The 18,705-nt window shown below is 75.3% G+C and carries 18 protein-coding genes; 6 read left to right on the top strand and 12 right to left on the bottom strand.

The window, feature by feature from the left end:
• The first annotated feature begins 37 nt into the window (after nucleotides 1–37).
• Nucleotides 38–1,849 (top strand): ATP-binding protein, encoded by a 1,812-nt coding sequence (locus Ae505Ps2_RS25615; protein WP_170917088.1) that lies wholly within the window; start codon nucleotides 38–40, stop codon nucleotides 1,847–1,849.
• A 358-nt stretch (nucleotides 1,850–2,207) separates the two neighbouring features.
• Here Ae505Ps2_RS25615 and Ae505Ps2_RS25620 read toward each other — a convergent pair whose 3' ends face one another.
• From Ae505Ps2_RS25620 to rimP, 9 genes are all read right to left on the bottom strand, one after another.
• Entirely contained in the window at nucleotides 2,208–3,638 is a 1,431-nt protein-coding gene (locus tag Ae505Ps2_RS25620; protein WP_075333131.1) for an MATE family efflux transporter, read from the bottom strand.
• Nucleotides 3,635–4,189, bottom strand: coding sequence for a methyltransferase domain-containing protein (locus Ae505Ps2_RS25625; protein WP_043277579.1), 555 nt, complete (start codon nucleotides 4,187–4,189; stop codon nucleotides 3,635–3,637). Before Ae505Ps2_RS25625 ends, Ae505Ps2_RS25620 begins: the two co-directional genes overlap by 4 nt.
• 211 nt (nucleotides 4,190–4,400) lie before the next feature.
• Nucleotides 4,401–5,399, bottom strand: coding sequence for a DHH family phosphoesterase (locus Ae505Ps2_RS25630; protein WP_084786436.1), 999 nt, complete (start codon nucleotides 5,397–5,399; stop codon nucleotides 4,401–4,403).
• Nucleotides 5,396–5,842 carry a 30S ribosome-binding factor RbfA gene (rbfA, locus tag Ae505Ps2_RS25635; RefSeq protein WP_075554062.1) on the bottom strand — a complete coding sequence of 149 codons (447 nt, stop codon included), beginning with the start codon at nucleotides 5,840–5,842 and terminating at the stop codon, nucleotides 5,396–5,398. Before rbfA ends, Ae505Ps2_RS25630 begins: the two co-directional genes overlap by 4 nt.
• Before the next feature lie 82 nt (nucleotides 5,843–5,924).
• Nucleotides 5,925–6,218 carry a DUF503 domain-containing protein gene (locus Ae505Ps2_RS25640; protein ID WP_075554063.1) on the bottom strand — a complete coding sequence of 98 codons (294 nt, stop codon included), beginning with the start codon at nucleotides 6,216–6,218 and terminating at the stop codon, nucleotides 5,925–5,927.
• A gap of 69 nt (nucleotides 6,219–6,287) precedes the next feature.
• Nucleotides 6,288–9,254: a translation initiation factor IF-2 gene (infB, locus tag Ae505Ps2_RS25645; protein ID WP_075554064.1), complete on the bottom strand. Its 2,967-nt coding sequence runs from the start codon at nucleotides 9,252–9,254 to the stop codon at nucleotides 6,288–6,290.
• A gap of 97 nt (nucleotides 9,255–9,351) precedes the next feature.
• Nucleotides 9,352–9,738 carry a YlxR family protein gene (locus Ae505Ps2_RS25650; protein WP_083695718.1) on the bottom strand — a complete coding sequence of 129 codons (387 nt, stop codon included), beginning with the start codon at nucleotides 9,736–9,738 and terminating at the stop codon, nucleotides 9,352–9,354.
• Nucleotides 9,739–9,773: 35 nt separating this feature from the next.
• The gene (gene nusA, locus Ae505Ps2_RS25655; RefSeq protein WP_075554065.1) at nucleotides 9,774–10,817 is read right to left on the bottom strand and encodes a transcription termination factor NusA; all 1,044 of its coding nucleotides are present in this window, start codon (nucleotides 10,815–10,817) and stop codon (nucleotides 9,774–9,776) included.
• Nucleotides 10,814–11,449 (bottom strand): ribosome maturation factor RimP, encoded by a 636-nt coding sequence (gene rimP / locus Ae505Ps2_RS25660; protein ID WP_084786438.1) that lies wholly within the window; start codon nucleotides 11,447–11,449, stop codon nucleotides 10,814–10,816. The genes nusA and rimP overlap by 4 nt, the downstream gene beginning before the upstream one ends.
• Nucleotides 11,450–11,825: 376 nt before the next feature.
• On the opposite strand from rimP, the gene Ae505Ps2_RS25670 reads away from it, so the two are divergent.
• On the top strand, nucleotides 11,826–12,338 hold the full coding sequence (locus tag Ae505Ps2_RS25670) for a hypothetical protein (RefSeq protein ID WP_139318778.1): 513 nt from the start codon (nucleotides 11,826–11,828) through the stop codon (nucleotides 12,336–12,338).
• Nucleotides 12,335–12,817 carry a ferritin-like domain-containing protein gene (locus tag Ae505Ps2_RS25675; RefSeq protein WP_060711415.1) on the top strand — a complete coding sequence of 161 codons (483 nt, stop codon included), beginning with the start codon at nucleotides 12,335–12,337 and terminating at the stop codon, nucleotides 12,815–12,817. The genes Ae505Ps2_RS25670 and Ae505Ps2_RS25675 overlap by 4 nt, the downstream gene beginning before the upstream one ends.
• A gap of 22 nt (nucleotides 12,818–12,839) precedes the next feature.
• Here the strand turns inward: Ae505Ps2_RS25675 and Ae505Ps2_RS25680 are convergent, their stop codons facing one another.
• Nucleotides 12,840–13,907 (bottom strand): aminotransferase class V-fold PLP-dependent enzyme, encoded by a 1,068-nt coding sequence (locus Ae505Ps2_RS25680; protein ID WP_075307551.1) that lies wholly within the window; start codon nucleotides 13,905–13,907, stop codon nucleotides 12,840–12,842.
• Nucleotides 13,908–13,945: 38 nt separating this feature from the next.
• On the opposite strand from Ae505Ps2_RS25680, the gene Ae505Ps2_RS25685 reads away from it, so the two are divergent.
• On the top strand, nucleotides 13,946–14,356 hold the full coding sequence (locus Ae505Ps2_RS25685; protein ID WP_075307553.1) for a secondary thiamine-phosphate synthase enzyme YjbQ: 411 nt from the start codon (nucleotides 13,946–13,948) through the stop codon (nucleotides 14,354–14,356).
• 98 nt (nucleotides 14,357–14,454) lie between these two features.
• Entirely contained in the window at nucleotides 14,455–15,207 is a 753-nt protein-coding gene (locus tag Ae505Ps2_RS25690) for a hypothetical protein (protein WP_075554066.1), read from the top strand.
• A gap of 63 nt (nucleotides 15,208–15,270) precedes the next feature.
• Here Ae505Ps2_RS25690 and Ae505Ps2_RS25695 read toward each other — a convergent pair whose 3' ends face one another.
• Nucleotides 15,271–17,016 (bottom strand): proline--tRNA ligase, encoded by a 1,746-nt coding sequence (locus tag Ae505Ps2_RS25695; RefSeq protein WP_075307557.1) that lies wholly within the window; start codon nucleotides 17,014–17,016, stop codon nucleotides 15,271–15,273.
• A 66-nt stretch (nucleotides 17,017–17,082) separates the two neighbouring features.
• Here Ae505Ps2_RS25695 and Ae505Ps2_RS25700 point away from each other — a divergent pair, with 66 nt between their 5' ends.
• Entirely contained in the window at nucleotides 17,083–17,505 is a 423-nt protein-coding gene (locus Ae505Ps2_RS25700; protein WP_060711411.1) for a PPOX class F420-dependent oxidoreductase, read from the top strand.
• 55 nt (nucleotides 17,506–17,560) lie between these two features.
• On the opposite strand, the gene Ae505Ps2_RS25705 is transcribed toward Ae505Ps2_RS25700, so the two are convergent.
• Nucleotides 17,561–18,697: a homoserine O-acetyltransferase gene (locus Ae505Ps2_RS25705; RefSeq protein WP_075312116.1), complete on the bottom strand. Its 1,137-nt coding sequence runs from the start codon at nucleotides 18,695–18,697 to the stop codon at nucleotides 17,561–17,563.
• Nucleotides 18,698–18,705 lie beyond the last annotated feature (8 nt).

An 18,705-nucleotide genomic window follows, 5' to 3' on the forward strand; every position in this document is an offset into this window, starting at 1 on the left:
GGTCCCCCTGCCACTCCCGCGGTGGCAGGCTGGGCCCGTGCGCCGGCCGTTCCGTTCCTCCCCACCGCTGCGGCGGTCGCGGCTGGTGCGGCGGCTGTTCCTGCTCCAGGTCGTCACCGTGCTGCTCACCGTCGGCGGGCTCGCCGCGCTGGGTGTCGTCGGTGCGACCCGCCTGGAGCACGACGCCGCCGGGCGGCTCACCACCGCCACCGCGCTGTCGCTGGCCTCCGATCCCGAGGTCGTGTCCGCGGTCGGCGAGGGCGGCGGGCTCGCCACCCTCGCCGGGCGGCTGCAGCCGGTGGCCGAACGCGTCCGCCGGGCCACGAACAGCAGCTTCGTCGTCGTCATGTCCCCGCAGGGCATCCGCTACAGCCACTACAACCCCGACGAGATCGGGCGGCCGTACCAGGGCAACATCGTCCCGGCACTGGCCGGACGCACCTCCACCGAGGTCTACACCGGCACCCTGGGCCCCTCGGTCCGCACCGTCACCCCGGTGCTCGTCGACGGCCGGGTCGCCGCGGTCGTGTCCGTCGGCGTGCTGCAGACCCGGATCAGCGATCTCGCGCTGCGCTGGCTGCCGGGCATCCTCGCCGCGGCCGTGGTCGCGGTGCTCGTGGGCTCGGGACTGGCGGTGGTGCTGGCCCGGCGGCTGCGTCGCCAGACCCTGGGCCTGGAGCCCGAGGACATCACCGCCGCCTACACCCACCACGAGGCGGTGCTGCACGCCGTCGGCGAGGGGCTGCTGGTCGTCGACGGCGACGGGCGGCTCGTCGTCGTCAACGCCGAGGCCCGGCGGCTGCTCGGCCTGCCCGACCACGACTCCCCCGGCGACCCCGCCGTCCCGGGCCGGCCGCTCACCGGGCTCGGCATGGACCCGGCCGTCGCGGCCGTGCTCACCAGCGGGCTGCGCTCGGACCTGCGCGACCGGGCCGCGCTGGCCGGGGAGCGGGTGCTGCTGGTCAACAGCAGGCACGCCGGGCCGGCCGCGGGCCCGGGGACGCGGGTGTTCACCCTGCGCGACCGCACCGAGCTGGCCGGGGTGCTGCGCGAGCGCGACGAGGCCCGCGACACCGTCGCCGCGCTGTCCGGGCAGGCGCACGAGTTCGGCAACCGGCTGCAGACCGTGCTGACCCTGATCGAGCTCGGCGACACCGCCGACGCCGCGGCGGCCGGCACCGCGGCGCTGGACCGCACCCGCGGGCCCGGCGCGCGGATCGTGGCCGAGGTGTACGACCCGGTCCTGGCCGCGCTGCTCGCCGACAAGGCGTGGCAGGCCTCCGAGCACGACGTCACCTTCTCCGTCACCGACGCCTGCGACCCCGACGTGCTGCCGGAGCTGCGGCTGCCCTTCGCCGCGAACGACCTGGTCTCGCTGGTCGGCAACCTCGTCGACAACGCGGTCGAGGTCGTCACCGGGCGCGCCGGGGAACGGTCGGTCGCGGTCGTCCTGCGCACCGGGCCCGACGGCCGCGAGCTGCTCCTGGAGGTCGCCGACAGCGGCCCCGGGGTGCCCCCCGACACCGCCCGCGAGCTGTTCACGTTCGGGTTCAGCACCCGTGCGACGCCCGGCGGCCGCACCCGCGGCATCGGGCTGGCGCTGGTCGACCGGATCGCCCGCCGCCTCGGCGGGTCGGTGACGGTCGGTGCCCGCGACGACGGCACCGGCGCCGTGTTCACCGTGCGGCTGCCGCTCCCGGCCGCGCCCCCCGGGGACACCGGACCGCCGGAGGACCCCGGCCCCCCGGTACACCGGCCGGACGCCCCGGTACACCGCCCGGACGCCCGGGTGGACCGGCCGGACGCCCCGGGCCACCGGCCGGAGACCTCGGCCACCGGCCGGGGCTGACCACCTGCCGCCACCGGATCCCGGCCCGCGGGGAACGCGACCACAGCCCGGCACATCCCGTCCGGTGCCCCGTCCCGGAGGCGCCGAGTGGCACGTCACATACCTCCGGGCCCCACCACAGAGTGCCTGGTGTGCCACTCGGCCGTCCGGACTCCGTCGACGGGTCGCTCCACGCACCGCGGCGAACGGGCCCCGTCGCGGCGACGGAGGGGTGCGGACTCGTTCGTCCTGCCCGGCCGAGGCCGACGACCCCGGCGACCGGGCGGACATCTCCTGCGGGCCGAGCAGGCCGGCCACCGAGCCACCGGGGCCCGCAGCCCGGGGAGGGCCACATCGCGGGGTGCAGCAGGTCGGACGGTCAGGCCCGGATCTCCCCCGGGACCGCCCAGCGCCCCGACCGTGCCCGCAGCCCCACCGCGACCAGGCGGACCACCATGAACGCGGCGAGCCCGGTCCAGATCCCGGCCAGCCCCCACCCGAACAGCAGGGACAGCCAGATCATCGGCAGGAACCCGCCCAGTGCGGCGAGCAGCGTGGTGGTGCGCAGGAAGGCCGCGTCACCGGCGCCGAGCAGCACACCGTCCAGGGCGAACACCACCCCGGCGATCGGCTGCAGCGCGGTGAAGAACCACCACGCGGCGGGGATCGCCGCGAGGACGGCCGCGTCGCGGGTGAACACCGGCGGCAGGACGGGATAGAGCGCGGCGAACAGCACGCCGAACCCGCAGCCGAGCACGAGGCCGTAACGGGTCACCCGGGCGGCGAGCGCCCGCGCCGGACCCGTGTCCGCACGGTCGCCCCCGGCGCGGTCGTCGGCAGAACGGTCGTCAGCAGCACGGTCGCCGGCAGCACCCTGCTCGCCGGCAGCACCACCGAGGGCGGCCCCGACCAGCGACTGCGCCGCGATCGCGACCGCGTCGAGCACCAGGGACTGGAACACCCACAGCTGCAGCACGATCTGGTGCGCGGCGACGGACTCGGACCCGAACCGGGCGGCCACCGCCGTCGCGGACAGGAAGCAGGCCTGGAACCCCAGCGACCGCACGATCAGGTCGCGGCCCATCGTCGCCTGGGAGCGGAGGACCGCGGTGTCCGGGGCGAAGCGGACCGGGTCACCGGCGGGGGCGCGCCGTCGTTCGACGACCAGCGCCCGCAGGAACAGCGACGCCGCGACGGCCTGCCCCGCGACGTTCGCGATCGCCGAGCCCTCGAGCCCCCAGCCCGCCCAGTCCCCCGCCCCGTGCACCAGGAGCGGGCAGAGCAGCGCGGACAGCAGGTTGCCGCCGATCACGATCCACATCGGACGACGCGTGTCCTGCACCCCGCGCATCCACCCGTTGCCGGCCAGCGTCACCAGGACCAGCGGGGCACCGAGCAGGGCGATGCGCAGCCACGAGACCGCGCCCTCGGCGATCGCCGGGTCCCCGGCGAGCAGCCCCGCCAACGGTGCGGCGGCGAGCTGTCCGAGCGCGACGACGAGCAGCCCGACGCCCAGCGCCAGCCAGGTCGCCTGTACTCCCTCGGTCACCGCGGCCGAGCGGCGCCCGGCGCCGTAGAACCGGGCCGCGCGCGCCGTCGTCCCGTAGGACAGGAACGTCAGCTGGGTCGTGACCTGCGCGAAGAGCACCGCCGCGACGGCGAGCGAGGCCAGCGGCAGCCCACCCAGCCGTCCGACGACGGCCGTGTCGACCAGCAGGAACAGCGGCTCGGCCGCCAGCACCGGGAGAGCGGGCAGGGCGAGCCGGAGGATGTCACGGGGCCCGCCCGCGAGAGGGGCGGGCCGGGTCACCGACGAGGGCGGCGGCAGAGGAAGCAGAACGCGGGCGGCAGGTTGCGCCACACCGTCCGGGTCATCACGACCTCGTCGAACGTGTCGTGCAGAGTCGCCTTGAACCGCCGCGCCGAGGGCATCGGCAGGGTGTGGGAGTAGGCGAACGTCGCGAACGCGCCGGTCTCCCCCACTGCCCCGACGACCTGGTCGAGGATCTCCTGCTGCATCACGCGGTCGAACAGCGACCAGGGCAGCCCGGAGATCACCGCGTCGACCGAGGTGATGTCCCGCTCGGCGAGCAGCGCCCCCAGCTTGCGGGCATCGCCGTTCACGACCTCGACGCCCGGGTGGCGCTCCTGGAGGTAGCGGGCCATGCCCGGGTCGAGCTCGACGGCGAGATGCCGCCCCTCCGGGGGCAGCCGCCTGCTGACCTGCGTGGTGACGGCGCCGGTGCCCGGCCCCAGCTCGACGACGACCGGGGCGCCGTGCCCCGGCGCGATGCGGGCCAGCTTCGCCGACAGCCGCGGCGAGCTCGGCCACACCGCACCCACCCGGGCCGGGTTGCGCAGCCAGGCACGGAGGAACTCCGGCCACCCGCTGGACGCGTTGCCGTGACTGTCGCCCCCGCGGGCCGCAGCGGGCTCGGATCGCACCGCACACCTCCTGGTCTCGCGGGACACGCTACGTGCCCCGACGCCGTGACGCCGGACCGCCCCGAGGTGTACCCGGTCGTGATGTCGGGGCCGTGTACCCGGGATGAACCCGGTCAACCGGGCGTTCTCAGCGGGCCAGCTCCGCACGCAGCAGCGCCAGGATGCCGGCGCGGGTGCCGGCGCGCTCGAACCCGGCCGCACCGGCGTGCCCACCGCCACCGAGCGCCGTCGCCACCCGGGACAGGTCCGGGGAACCGCTGCCGCGCAGCGACACCGACCACTCACCCGGCGCCGTCTCGGTCAGCAACGCCGCGACCCCGCCCCCGGCCGCGGCCTGCAGCGACCCGACCAGCGTCACCGTGCGGTCCCGGAACCGGGCCGCGGTCGCCACGTCGACGGCGGCCCACACCAGGTCCGCCCCGGCGGCGACGCCCGGTTCGCGATGGGCCCCGGCCAGCACCGTGGCCTGCGCCGCGAGCCACGCGAACGGCACCGGTCCCCCGATGTCCCGCAGCAGCGGGGCGGGCTCGACGCCGGCGTCGACGAGCTCGGCGCCCAGCCGGAGCGCGTCCGAACCGCCGCGCCGGAAACCGCCTGTGTCGGTGTAGAGCCCCGCGAACAGCGACCGGGCGAGGACCGCGTCCAACGGGGTGCCCAGCTCGGCGAGCACCTCCCGGACGAGCGTCACCGTCGCCGGGGCCCCCGGGTCGACGAGGTACCGGTCCGTGAACGCCGCGAACGACGCGTGGTGGTCCACCGCCAGCGACGACCCGGCCGTGTCCAACACCGGCTCCAGGTCCCCGAGCCGACGGGCCGCGGAGATGTCGCAGCAGACCAGCAGGTCCGGCGAGCGCGGCGCGTCCACCGAGGCGACGACGAGCCCGTGGGGATCGAGGCTGTCGACCAGCGCGGCCGGCACCTGGTCCGGCCCACCGAACGACACGGTGACCGGGGTGCCCGCGCGGTGCAGCGCCGTGGCCAGGGCCAGGGCGCTGCCCGCGGCGTCCGCGTCGGGCCGGACGTGCCCGACCACGAGCACGTCACGGGCCCGGCGCAGGATTGCCGCGGCCCCGGCCGGATCGACCGGACCGGGGCCCGGGACGGTCTCGTGCACGACGCCGGTCACTCGTCGTCGGTCTCCCGCGGCGCCTTGTACGGATCCGGGTCCCCCGCCGGGGACGCCGTGGCCGCCAGCCGGGCCACCTCCTCGTCGGAGGCGCGGGGGCGCGCCAGCAGCTCCTCCATCCGGCGGGCCGTGTCCGGCACCGCGTCCAGCACGAACGCGAGGCTCGGCGTGTGCCGCACCCCGGTCTGCTGCCCCACCCGGCTGCGGAGCACTCCGCTCGCGCTCTGCAGCGCCGCGGCGGCGCCCGCGGTGTCCGGCTCCTCTTCCAGCGAGGCACCCATGACCGTGTAGAACACGGTCGCCTCGCGCAGGTCCCCGGTGACACGGGTGTCGGTGATCGTCACCATCGCCAGCCGCGGGTCCTTCACCTCGTGCTCGAGGGCCTCCGCGACGATCTGCGAGATCCGCTTCGCGAGCTTGCGGGCGCGGGCCTGGTCGACCATGTCCTGCTCCTTCCACCGGGTCGTGCGAGCCCGAGTCTAGGCACGGGTCGCGGGGTTGCGCCGCGCCCGAGCGGGGCGGCGGTCAGTCGTCGTCCGGGCCGAACAGCCGTGTCCGCGCGGACAGCAGCTCCAGCTCGGGACGGGCGGCGACGAGTCGCTCGCACCGCTCCAGCAGGGCGTGCACGTGGCCCGTGTCGGCGGCCACACAGCTCACCCCGATCAGCGCGCGCCAGTGCAGGTCCAGGTGGCCGGCCTCGGCGGCAGCCACCTCGAACCGGCGCAGCTCGGCGAGCAGCGGACGGACCATCGACCGCTTCTGCTTGAGCGACCGGACGTCGCCGAGCAGGACGTCACACTCCAGGGAGCCGACGTACACACACACCTCCACTGACGCCGACGGGGCGGCCGGTGACCGGCCGCCCCGTCGGAGCGCGTTCGTCAACCGCTAGTCGCGCGGCTTCTCCCGCATCTCGAACGTCTCGATGACGTCGTCGACCTTGATGTCGCTGTAGGTACCGAGCGTCAGACCGCACTCGAAGCCCTCGCGGACCTCGACCACGTCGTCCTTGAACCGGCGCAGCGACGAGATCGGGAGGTTCTCGTGGATCACCTTCGAGTCGCGCAGCAGGCGCGCCCGGGCGTTCCGGCGGATCTCCCCACTCATCACCAGGCAACCGGCGATCGTGCCGAACTTCGAGGACTTGAAGACGTCGCGGACCTCGGCGCGGCCCAGCTCGACCTCCTCGTACTCCGGCTTGAGCATGCCCTTGAGGGCTGCCTCGATCTCGTCGATCGCCTGGTAGATCACCGAGTAGTAGCGGATCTCGACGCCCTCGCGGTTGGCCAGCTCGGTGGCCTTGCCCTCGGCACGGACGTTGAAGCCCATGACGATGACGTTGTCCGCGATGGCGAGGTTGATGTCGCCCTCGGTGATGCCGCCGACGCCGCGGTGGATGACCCGCAGCTCGACCTCCTCACCCACGTCCAGCTTCATCAGGGCTTCCTCGAGCGCCTCGACGGTGCCCGAGTTGTCACCCTTGATGATCAGGTTGAGGGTGTTGGTCTCCTTCAGCGCGGCGTCCAGGTCCTCCAGGCTGACGCGCTTGCGACGGCTCGCCAGCTCGGCGTTGCGCTCGCGGGCGCGGCGCCGGTCGGCGATCTGGCGGGCCACCCGGTCCTCGTCCACGACGAGGAACGTGTCGCCCGCACCCGGCACCGACGTCAGACCGATGACCTGCACCGGGCGCGACGGGAGCGCCTCGGTGACGTCCTGGCCGTGCTCGTCGACCATGCGCCGGACACGCCCGGAGGCGTCGCCGGCCACGACCGAGTCGCCGACCCGGAGCGTTCCGCGCTGGACCAGCACGGTGGCCACCGGGCCGCGACCGCGGTCCAGGTGACCCTCGATGGTGACGCCCTGCGCCTCCATCTCGGGGTTGGCCCGCAGGTCGAGCGCCGCGTCGGCGGTCAGCAGGATCGCCTCGAGCAGGGCCTCGATGTTGGTGCCCTGCTTCGCGGAGATGTCGACGAACATGGTGTCGCCGCCGTACTCCTCGGCCACCAGGTTGTACTCGGTGAGCTGCTGACGGATCTTCTGCGGGTTCGCACCCTCGACGTCGATCTTGTTGACCGCGACGACGATCGGCAGACCGGCCGCCTGGGCGTGGTTGATCGACTCGACGGTCTGCGGCATCACGCCGTCGTCCGCCGCCACCACGATGACCGCGATGTCGGTGGACTTCGCACCACGGGCACGCATGGCGGTGAACGCCTCGTGACCCGGGGTGTCGATGAACGTGATGAGCCGCTCCTCGCCCTCGAGCTCGGCCGCGACCTGGTAGGCGCCGATGTGCTGGGTGATGCCGCCGGCCTCGCCCTCGCGGACGTTCGCCTTGCGGACCGTGTCCAGCAGCCGCGTCTTACCGTGGTCGACGTGACCCATGACGGTCACGACCGGCGGACGGGCCTCGAGCGCGTCCTCGTCGCCCGGGTCACCGAACTCGATGTCGAACGACTCCAGCAGCGCACGGTCCTCCTCCTCGGGGGAGACGACCTGCACGCGGTAGTTCATCTCCTGGCCGAGCAGCTCCAGGACCTCGTCCGAGACCGACGCGGTGGCCGTGACCATCTCACCGAGGTGGAACAACACCTGTACCAGCGAGGCCGGGTTGGCGTTGATCTTCTCGGCGAAGTCGGTCAGCGACGCGCCACGCGGCAGCCGGATCGTCTCGCCGTTGCCCTTGGGCAGGCGGACGCCGCCCACCGAGGGCGCGGCCATGGCGTCGTACTCCTGGCGCTTCTGCCGCTTCGACTTGCGACCCTTGCGGGCCGGACCGCCGGGACGGCCGAACGCACCCGCGGCACCGCCGTGACCACGCGCACCGCCACCACCGGGACGACCGCGGAATCCACCACCGGCCGGGGGCGGACCACCGGGACCGCCACCACCGGGACGGAAACCGCCGCCACCGCCACCGGGACGACCGCCACCGGGGCCACCACGACCGGCACCGGGGCCACCACGACCGCCGCCGGGGCCACCACGGCCACCGGCACCGGCTCCGGGGCGACCGGCAGCCGGACGCGCGGGCATCATGCCCGGGTTCGGCCGCGGAGGCATGTTGCCCGGGTTCGGACGGGGACCGCCCGCACCCGGAGCGCCGCCCGGACGGGGCGGACGCGGCGGGGCCTCACCGGAACGCGCGGCGGGAGCCTCGGGACGGCCGCCCTGCTGGCCACCGCCCTGCTGGGGCTGCGGCGCACCGGGACGCGGGCCCGGCTTGGGCGAACCCTGGCCGACGCCGAACGGGTTGTTGCCGACGCGCGGCTGGCGCGGGCCCGGACGGGCACCACGCTCACCGGGCTGACCCGAGGGACGCGGGGCGCCACCGCCCTGGCCGCCCTGGCCCTGACCGGGACGGGGGGTCGAGGCGGGCTTCGGCGCGGCCGGGGCCTCGGCGACCGCGGCGGGAGTCTGGGCGGCCGGGGCAACCGGAGCCGCCGGGGCCTGCGGGCCGGGCTTGGGCGCGGCCGGTCCCGGCTTCGGGGCGTCGGTGCGCGCCGCGGGCTGCGACGGCGACGGGGCACCCGGGGTGGGTGTCGCGGGGGCCGGCGGACCCGGACGCGGGCCGGGCTTGGGGGCCGCACCCGGGGTCGGGCGCGACGGCGACGGGGCGCCGGAGCCACCGGCACGCGGACGACCGCCACCGGGCGCGCCGGAACCGCGGCGCTGGCCGCCGGCGGGGCCACCACCGGAGGCCATCGCGTCGCGCAGCTTGCGCACGACCGGGGCCTCCACGGTGGAGGAGGGGGACTTCACGTACTCCCCGAGGTCCTGCAGCTTGCTGAGGACCTGCTTACTGCTGATTCCGAGCTCTTTCGCGAGCTCGTGCACGCGGGCCTTGCCTGCCACTGCTCTCCTCATCCTGACCGGAGGCCGGGCGGCAGCATCCCGCTCGACCTCGAACCTAGTGTCGAAGCACGTTCATGGTGCGATCTTCACTGCTGGCTCATGACTGGTCGACCTTGCTTTCTTCCGATGACGGGTCCGAGAGGTTCCCGAGCCCCAGCGGGTCGTGCGACTCCTGCAGCCACCGCCTGACGGCGGTGACGTCCGGTGCCGAACGGACACGTAACGCCCGGGCGAACGCCGAGCGTCGCTCGGCCTTGTCCAGGCACCCCGTCGAGAGGTGCAACCAGGCACCCCGTCCGGGGAGACGGCGGCGCGGATCCGGAATGCAACGTCCGTTCTCCACGACCACCCGCAACAGTACGTCGGCCCGTTCCCGGGTCCGGCACCCCACACAGGTCCGGATCGGAACCGACCGGGTGTGCGTGGGCGACGGTCCGCGACCGCGGGCCGATGACGAGTGTAGCGCAGGGCGGTCGTCGGGCATTCCCTCGCCCGACCCCTGCTGTTGATCTCCGTCGGTCAGGACGGCTCCCCGGCGGGGTCGGCCGGCCCGCCGTCGGGCGTGACCGGGTCGCGCGGGTCGGCGTCACTGCGGATGTCGATCTTCCAGCCGGTGAGCCGGGCGGCCAGACGGGCGTTCTGCCCCTCCTTGCCGATCGCCAGCGACAGCTGGAAGTCCGGCACGACGACGCGGGCGATCCGGGCGCGCTCGTCGAGCACCGTCACCGACACCACCTTCGACGGCGAGAGCGCGTTCCCGACGAACTCGGCCGGGTCCTCGGACCAGTCGATGATGTCGATCTTCTCACCGGCCAGCTCCCCCATCACGCCGCGCACCCGGGCGCCCATCGGACCGATGCAGGCACCCTTGGCGTTGAGCCCGGAGCGGGTCGAGCGCACCGCGATCTTGGAGCGGAACCCCGCCTCACGGGCCACCGACACGATCTCGACGGAACCGTCGACGATCTCGGGCACCTCCAGGGCGAACAGCTTGCGCACCAGGTTCGGGTGGGTCCGCGAGAGCGTGATCGAGGTGCCCCGCGGGCCGCGGTTCACACCGATGACGAAGCAGCGGATCCGGTCGCCGTGCTTGTAGACCTCGCCCGGCACCTGCTCGGCGGCGGGCAGCACGGCCTCGGTGCCGCCGGAGAGCTCGACCACGACGACGCCGCGGGCGTTGGCGCGCGCGGCGCGCTGAACGATGCCGGCGACGACCTCGCCCTCCTTGGTGGAGAACTCGCCGTAGGTGCGCTCGTGCTCGGCGTCGCGCAGCCGCTGCAGGATGACCTGGCGGGCGGTCGTCGCCGCGATCCGGCCGAAGCCGTCCGGGGTGTCGTCGAACTCCGGGCCGGGGGTGCCGTCCTCGGACGCGTCGGCGGCGTCGCGGACCATGACCCGCACCACACCGCTCTTGCGGTCGATGTCGACGCGGGCGTCCGGGTGGTGACCGTCGGTGTGCTTGTAGGCGGTGAGCAGCGCCGTCTCGATGGCCGAGAGGACCGTCTCGAACGGGATCTCCTTGTCCCGCTCGATCGCGCGCAGCGCGGGGATGTCGACGTTCACCGGTTCTCCTCGTCGCGGGCAGTGCCCTCAGGGCCGTCAGGGCCGTCAGGGCCGTCGTGGTTCGTGGGGGCCCCGTCGGCCCCGTCGGTGCTGCCGGACAGCGCGTCCGGGTCGAGCAGTGCGGTCTCCGCGGGCGGGGCGGGCTTGAACTCGACCTGCACCTGGGCGTGGCGGATCTCCGCGAGCGGGATGTCGCGCCGCTCCGGGGACTTCCGGCCGGGGACCGCGACGGCGACCGTGTCGCCGTCGAGCCGGCCGACCCGGGCGTCGACGACGGAGCCGTCGGTCAGCGTGAGCCGCGCCAGGCGCAGGTAGGCCCGCCGCCAGTGCCGGGGCTCGGTGAGCGGCCGGTCGATCCCGGGCGAGGTCACCTCGAGCGTGTACGAACCCTCGATGAGGTGCTCGTGCGGGTCCAGCTCGGCGGCCGCGGAACGGCTGAGCCGGGCGATGACGTCGAGGTCGATGCCGGTCTCGGGCGAGGACTCGGGCAGGTCGACGACGAGCTTGACCGAGTGCCGTCGCCCGGCGGAGCGGACCTCCACGGCGTCGATCTCCAGCCCGGCCCCGTGGACCACCGGCTCGAGCACGCCGCGCAGCTGGTCTGCCAGCTGTGCGGGGTCCGGACTGCGCATCGGGTGACTCTCCTCGTGTGGGGGCCTGCCGGGGTGACGACCGGTCGGCAGGGCTCCGGTTGGGGTCGATCGTGGTGTCGCGACCGCCGGTGGGCGGGCACGTCGGACGCTCGCGGACGGCATCCGACAGCGGCGCCGCACACCGCGACGCGTCCGGACGGGACCGAGCGGTGCCGGTGACGGTGGGGACGGCCGACGAGCCTAGCGCGTCCGCCCGGCGGGCCGACGGTCGGTGGCCCGCCGGCGGGCGGTCGTCCGCGGCCCGTGCGGGCACGGTCGGTGCCGCGCGGCCCGGCGCGTGCTGGCAGCATGACCCGACGTGAACGACCGCCAGCCATCCGTGTCGTCCCGGGTGTCACCCGGGGTGTCCCCCCGGATGTCACCGACCGGGCCGCCGTCGTCGCCGGTCCCGTCGTCGGTGACCGGCCCCCGCCGTGTCCGCCCGACCCGACGCCAGGTGCTGGTGACCGCGGCCGCGGTGGCCGCGACGGTGCCGCTGGCGGGCTGCTCCCGCGCGACCACACGCACCCAGGACGCCTCGGACGCCCTGCTCGCGCTCGCCGACGCCGCCCGCTCCGACGCCGCGCTGATCGTCGCCGCGGTGACCGGCGACCCGTCGCTCGCGGGCCGGCTGGAGCCGCTGCGCGCGGCCCGGATGGAGCACGCCGCCGCGCTGGACCAGGCGGGCGGGCGCACCCCGGGCCAGATCGCCTCCCCCGCGACGCCACCGTCGGGTGACCTCGCCGCGGTGCGCGACGCCGTCGCCGGGTCGGCCCGCAGCGCGGGCGAGGTCGTCCCCCGCGCCTCGGCGCTGCAGGTGGGGCTGGTCGCCGAGGTCGCCGCCTGCTGCGCCACCTACGCGGCGATCCTCACCGGGGCCCCGGCATGAGCGCGGGTCCGCTGCCGCGGCAGTCCTCCGACGACGAGCCCCAGGTCCCCCAGGTCACCGTCGACGCGCTGCAGCGGGCGCTCGCCTGCGAGCACGCGGCCCTGTGGGCGTACAAGATGGCGCTCGCGTTCATCCCGCCGGAGTGGGCGACCCGGGCCCGCGGCGACATCGAGGCCCACACCACCCTGCGCGGCCAGATCACCCAGACCCTGTCCGACATCGGGCAGCGGCCGGTCTCGGCGCAGCCGGCGTACGCGGCCCCGCAGCCCGTCGTCGACGGCGTGTCGGCCGGGGCGCTGCTGGTGTCGGCCGAGACCGACGCGATCGCCGCGTGGCGGTCGGTGACCGAGCGGTCGTCGTCGGTCCCGCTGCGCGAGGCCGGGCTGAAGGCGATGGTCGAGTGCACCGGCCGGCTCGCGTACTGGCGCGGGGTCACCGAGCGATCCCCCGTCGTGCCGGTGTTCCCCGGCCGGAGCTGAGGGGCGCGCCGCTCGGCAACGCTCAACGGAGCGCGGCGGCGGCCGCCTCGACGTCGTCGAGGGTGGTCGACAGGTGGAACGCCAGCCGGGCGGCTCCGTCGCGTACGGCGGCGGTGATCCCGGCCGCGGCCAGCCGGTCGGCCGCACCCTCGGCGCGCACCGACACGATGGCCGACCCGGCGGGTGGCATCCCGAGGCGCTCGCGCAGGCCGTCGGCGAGGCCGACGCAGTGCGCGCGCAGTGCCTCGGGGTCGAGCGAGGCCAGCCACGGCAGCGTCACCGCGGCGCCGGCATGGGCGAACCAGACGGGGGCCTCCTCGCCCCCGGCCGGTCCGGGCCGTGCGGGCGGGTCCGGGGTGTAGAGCCCACCACCCCAGCGGTCCCGGGTGCCGTACCAGCCCGCGGAGTGCGGGGTGGGCTCCGGCCAGCGCGCCCCGGTGGGCGGTCCGTCGACCCAGGACGGCCGCCGGGCCAGCCAGGCGGTGCCGCGCGGCGCGAGCAGCCACTTGTACCCCGACCCGACGACGGCGTCGGCGTCGTGCATGCGCAGCGGGAGCCATCCGGCGGCCTGGGTGACGTCGAACAGCAGCCGCACGCCGCTGCGGGCGCGGGCGGCGAGCAGCGCGTCGACGTCGGCGATCGCGCCGTCGGAGGACTGCACCACCGACACCGCGACGAGGTCGTGGTCGGCGGCGTGTGCCGCCAGCTCGGCGAGCGGCACCTCGGTCACCCGGACCCCGCGGTGGGCCTGCACCGCGAACGGCCGGGTCACCGAGGAGAACTCGCCCCGGGCGACGAGCACCCGGGTGCCCTCGGGCACCGACGCGGCGAGCGGACCGATGAGACCGGACGTCGTGGCGCCCTGTGCGACGTCGGCGGCCGGCACCCCGGTGATCGCGGCGAACCCGGCACGGGCCGTCTCGACGGCGTCGTCGAAGTCCTTCGGCGAGGTCCCGCCGACGGCCCACCGCGCCACGACGTCGGCGACCACCGCCGACGCCCGTCGCGGCGGGATGCCGATGCTCGCGGTGTTCAGGTAGCCGGGCCGGTGTGGCAGTTCCCATCCGGCAAAGGTGACCGAGTCGTCCACGCTGCCCGACCGTACCGACGGTCCTACTGTCTCGGGGTGTGTACAGCGAGCTGATCGAGATCCGGACCGGTTCCGAGGAGACGGTCGTGGACCTGACGCACCGGATCGAACGCTTCCTGTCCGACTGCGGTGCCGACGACGGCCTGCTCAACGTCTTCGTGCCGCACGCGACGGCCGGGATCGCGGTCATCGAGACCGGGGCGGGCAGCGACTCCGACCTGCTCGCGCAGCTGCGCGAGCTGCTGCCCGCCGACGACCGCTGGCGGCACCGGCACGGCAGCGCCGGGCACGGTCGCGACCACGTGCTGCCCGCGTTCGTGCCGCCGTCGACGACGGTCCCGGTGATCGACGGCCGGCCCGCGCTGGGGACCTGGCAGTCGATCTGCCTGGTCGACACCAACGTGGACAACCCGACGCGGTCGGTGCGGCTGACGTTGCTGCCGGGCTGAGGCCCCGCGGCACCTGCTCAGGACCGCCGGGCGACCGCGGCCCGCCGCCCGTCGGAACGCCGCGCCGGGGTCGGACGACAGCGCCGTACGCTGCGCCGGTGACCTCCGGCCGGACGACGACCGACCGCCCGGCTGCCGCGATGTCGTCGCGGCAGGGCGGGCCCTCCCCCGGTTCCGGGCGACGGCTGCGTCCCGCGTTGGCCGCCGCCGTCGCCGTGCTGGTCGTGGCAGGCGCGGCGGCCGGGCTCGGTGGCATCCGCCCGGCCACCCCGGCCGTCCCTGCGCCCGCCCCGCCCCCGGCCGTGGAGCCCGCCGCGTTCGCGGTCACGCCCCCGCCGGGATGGACCGCTCCGGCACCCGGGGCGCCCGCGCTGGAGGTTTTCGGGGTGCCGTTCGCCCGGCTCGCCGAGGCCCCGCCCTTCGCCGCGGGCGACTGCCCCGTCGGCGCCGCACCGCGCGGGGTCGCCGCCGCGGCGCTCGTCGCCGTCCCGGCCGGGACGAGCGTCGAGCAGGCCGCGCAGGCCTTCGCCCGCGGCGCCGGGGAGTCCGCCTACGCCGGCTCGGCCCCGCAGGTGGCGGTCGGGCCGCCCGGGCCACGCCCGGGCGACGACGAGCCGGGGACCTGGGTGGAGGCCACCGTGCGCACCGACGGCACCGCGTCGGGGGCGGGCGGCTGCCGCGCCACCGACGGCGCGGTCGGGGTGCTCGCGGTGCCGCGGACCCAGGCCCGCGACGGCTCGGTCGGTGTCGCGATGCTGGTGGTCGCGGCGGACGTGGGCGGCGGCCCCGGCGACGCGGTGCCCCGCTCCGCGCTCACCGACCTGGCCGCCTCGGCGGTCCGCCCCGGCTGACCCCGGAACGCACGGAGCGCGCCCCTCCGGCGAGGGACCCGCTCCGTGCGGCGGCGGTGCGGCTCAGGCCCCGCGGACGATCCCGGCGACCAGCTCCGCGGCGCCGGCGCGGTCGATCTCGCTCCGCTCGCCGGTGGCCCGGTCCTTGAGTTCCAGCTTCCCCTCCGCGAGCCCCCGCCCGACGACGACGATCGTCGGGACCCCGATCAGCTCGGCGTCAGCGAACTTCACGCCGGGGCTCGCCTTGCGGTCGTCGAGGACGACCGACAGGCCCTGGGCCTCCAGCTCGGCGGCGACGGCCTCGCCGCCCTCCAGCAGCTCCGCGGACTTGCCCGCGACGACGACGTGCACGTCGAACGGCGCGACCGAGCGCGGCCACACCAGGCCGGAGTCGTCGTGGGACTGCTCGGCGATCGCGGCGACCAGCCGGGAGACGCCGATGCCGTAGGAGCCCATCGTGATCCGGACCGGCTTGGAGTCCGGGCCGAGCGCGTCGAGGGAGAAGGCGTCGGCGTACTTGCGGCCGAGCTGGAAGATGTGCCCGATCTCGATGCCGCGGGCGGCCTCCAGCACCCCGGTGCCGTCCGGGGACGGGTCCCCGGCGCGGACCTCGGCGGCCTCGATCGTGCCGTCCGGGGTGAAGTCCCGGCCCGCGACGAGGTCGACGACGTGGTGGTCGGCCTTGTCCGCGCCGGTCACCCAGGCGGTGCCGGTCACGACGCGCGGGTCCACGAGGTAGCGGACGCCGTTCGTGGCCAGCGCGCCCGGGCCGATGTAGCCCTTGACGAGGAAGGCGTTCCGGGCGAAGTCGGCCTCGTCGAGCAGCTCGACCTGGGCCGGCTCCAGCGACGCCTCGAGGCGCTTCATGTCGACCTCGCGGTCCCCGGGAACGCCGATCCCCAGCAGCTCCCACTCGGTCGCGCCCGGCTGCCGTGTCTTGACCAGCACGTTCTTGAGCGTGTCGGCCGCGGTGAAGGTGCGCTCGGTGTTGGCGTTGAGGAAGTCCACCAGCGACGCGATGGTCGGGGTGTCCGGGGTGTGGTGCACCTGCGCGGCGGGCAGCCCCTCGAGCGGGATCGCCGGGGGCGCGGGCGTGGTGACGGCCTCGACGTTGGCCGCGTAGCCGCCGGGGCCGCGGACGAAGGTGTCCTCGCCGGTCTCGGACTCGGCCAGGAACTCCTCCGACGCCGAGCCGCCCATCGCGCCCGAGGTCGCGGACACGATCACGTAGCGCAGCCCGAGCCGGTCGAAGATCTTGACGTAGGCGTCGCGGTGCTTGCGGTAGGACTCGGACAGGCCCTCGTCGGTGAGGTCGAACGAGTAGGAGTCCTTCATGAGGAACTCGCGGCCGCGCAGGATCCCCGCGCGGGGCCGCTCCTCGTCGCGGTACTTGTTCTGGATCTGGTAGAGGATGACCGGGTAGTCCTTGTAGGACGAGTACTCGCCCTTGACCGTGAGGGTGAACAGCTCCTCGTGGGTCGGGCCGAGCAGGTAGTCACCGCCCTTGCGGTCCTGCAGGCGGAACAGGTTGGGGCCGTACTCGGTCCACCGGTTCGTCGCCTCGTAGGGCTCGCGCGGCAGCAGCGCCGGGAACTGGATCTCCTGGGCGCCCATGGCGTTCATCTCCTCGCGCACCACGTTCTCGATGCGGCGGAGCACCGTGAGGCCGAGTGGGAGCCAGGAGTACACGCCCGGGGCCACGCGACGGACGTAGCCGGCGCGGACCAGCAGCTTGTGGCTGGGCACCTCCGCGTCGGCCGGGTCCTCACGCAGGGTGCGCAGGAACAGCGACGACATCCGGGTCAACACCTGCAGAAGGGTAGCGAGGGACCCCGGAGCTCCTCATCCCGGTTCCGGAGCGGGCAGACTCGGGGCATGGGAGACGAACAGCACGAGCTGCTCGCGGGGGCACGCCAGGGCGTCCTCGCGACGATCAAGCGCAGTGGCATGCCCCAGCTGTCGCCGGTGACGCCGTACTACGACCGGGCGGCGGGCACGGTGCAGGTGTCGATGACCGAGGGGCGCGCGAAGACCGCGAACCTGCGGCGGGACCCGCGGGCGGCGCTGTCGGTCGAGAGCGCCGACGGCCGCTCGTGGGCGACGGCCGAGGGCCCGGTCGAGCTCGTCGGCCCCGACGACTCGCCCGACGGACCGGCCGTGCAGGCACTGGTCGACTGGTACCGGGCCGCCGCCGGGGAGCACCCGGACTGGGACGAGTACCGCGAGGTCATGGTCCGGGACCGGCGGGTGCTGATGACGATGCGGGTGCAGCGCGTCTACGGCGAGAACCTGGGCTGAGCCCCACGTCGGGCAGGGGTGCACGGGTGGGCCCGCGCGCCCCGGCCCGAGCGGCTCAGACCGCCTCGTCCAGCAGCTCGCCGAGCATCCGGGCGACCGTCGGGGTCTCCACCAGGAACCCGTCGTGCCCGTACGGGGAGTCGATCACCTTCAGCGGGTCGGCGCGCGGGATCCCGTCGGCCAGCTCCTGCTGCTCGGCGAGCGGGTACAGCCGGTCGGAGGTGACACCGGCGACGTAGGTGCGGGCGCTCACCCGCGACAGCGCCGACGCCACCCCGCCCCGGTCGCGTCCCACGTCGTGGTGGTTCATCGCCTGGGTCAGCCGCACGTAGGACGCGGCGTCGAAGCGGTGCACCAGCTTGTCCGCGTGGTGGTCCAGGTAGGACTCCACGGCGTAGCGGCCGCCGTCGAGCGGATCCTCACCCGGCTGCGGGTCCCGGCCGAAGCGGGTCGCCAGCTCGACGCCCGACCGGTACGACAGGTGCGCGATCCGCCGGGCGACGCCCAGTCCGCGCCACGGCCCCTCGGGCGTGTCGTGGTAGTCGCCGCCGTGCCAGTGCGGGTCGGAGGTGATGGCCTGGATCTGCGGGCTCGCCCAGCCGATCTGGTCCGCCGACGACGCCGCGGGCCCGGCGAGCAGGAACAGCCGCCGTACCCGGTCGGGCTCGGTCGCCGCCCACTCCAGGGAGCGCATGGACCCCATCGAGCCGCCGATCACGCAGGCGAACGCGTCGATGCCGAGCGCGTCGGCCAGGTACTGCTCGGCGGCGACGGTGTCCCGCACGGTGACCGTCGGGAACCGGCTGCCCCAGGTCCGGCCGTCCGGGGCCCGCGACGCCGGACCGGTGCTGCCCTGGCAGCCGCCGACCGCGTTCGGCGCCACGACGAACCAGCGCGCCGGGTCCAGCGGGCCGCCCGGCTCGATCAGCCCGGGCCACCAGCCCGGCGTCGGGTGCCCGGGGCCGGCCGGGCCCTCCAGGTGCGCGTCGCCGGTGAGGGCGTGCAGAACCAGGACGGCGTTGGAGCCGTCCGGCGCGAGCTCGCCCCAGGTCTCGTAGGCCAGTCGTACACCGGGGAGCTCCCCGCCGGCCGCCAGCTTCAGCGGCGCCGGCAGGTCGAGGAACCGGCGGCGGCCGGGGTCGTCCCCCTCCCGCCAGGCACCGCTGGCGGGAGGGGGCTCGATGTCGTTCACGGACACCA

It is taken from the genome of Pseudonocardia sp. Ae505_Ps2, from assembly GCF_001932425.1.
Classification (GTDB): Bacteria; Actinomycetota; Actinomycetes; order Mycobacteriales; family Pseudonocardiaceae; genus Pseudonocardia.

Coding starts and splice junctions, on each gene's coding strand:
- rbfA (WP_075554062.1), bottom strand. CDS start 5,842: ATGGTCGACCAGGCCCGCGCCCGCAAGCTCGCGAAGCGGATCTCGCAG.
- Ae505Ps2_RS25650 (WP_083695718.1), bottom strand. CDS start 9,738: ATGCCCGACGACCGCCCTGCGCTACACTCGTCATCGGCCCGCGGTCGC.
- rimP (WP_084786438.1), bottom strand. CDS start 11,449: ATGCGCAGTCCGGACCCCGCACAGCTGGCAGACCAGCTGCGCGGCGTG.
- Ae505Ps2_RS25670 (WP_139318778.1), top strand. CDS start 11,826: ATGTCACCGACCGGGCCGCCGTCGTCGCCGGTCCCGTCGTCGGTGACC.
- Ae505Ps2_RS25675 (WP_060711415.1), top strand. CDS start 12,335: ATGAGCGCGGGTCCGCTGCCGCGGCAGTCCTCCGACGACGAGCCCCAG.
- Ae505Ps2_RS25700 (WP_060711411.1), top strand. CDS start 17,083: ATGGGAGACGAACAGCACGAGCTGCTCGCGGGGGCACGCCAGGGCGTC.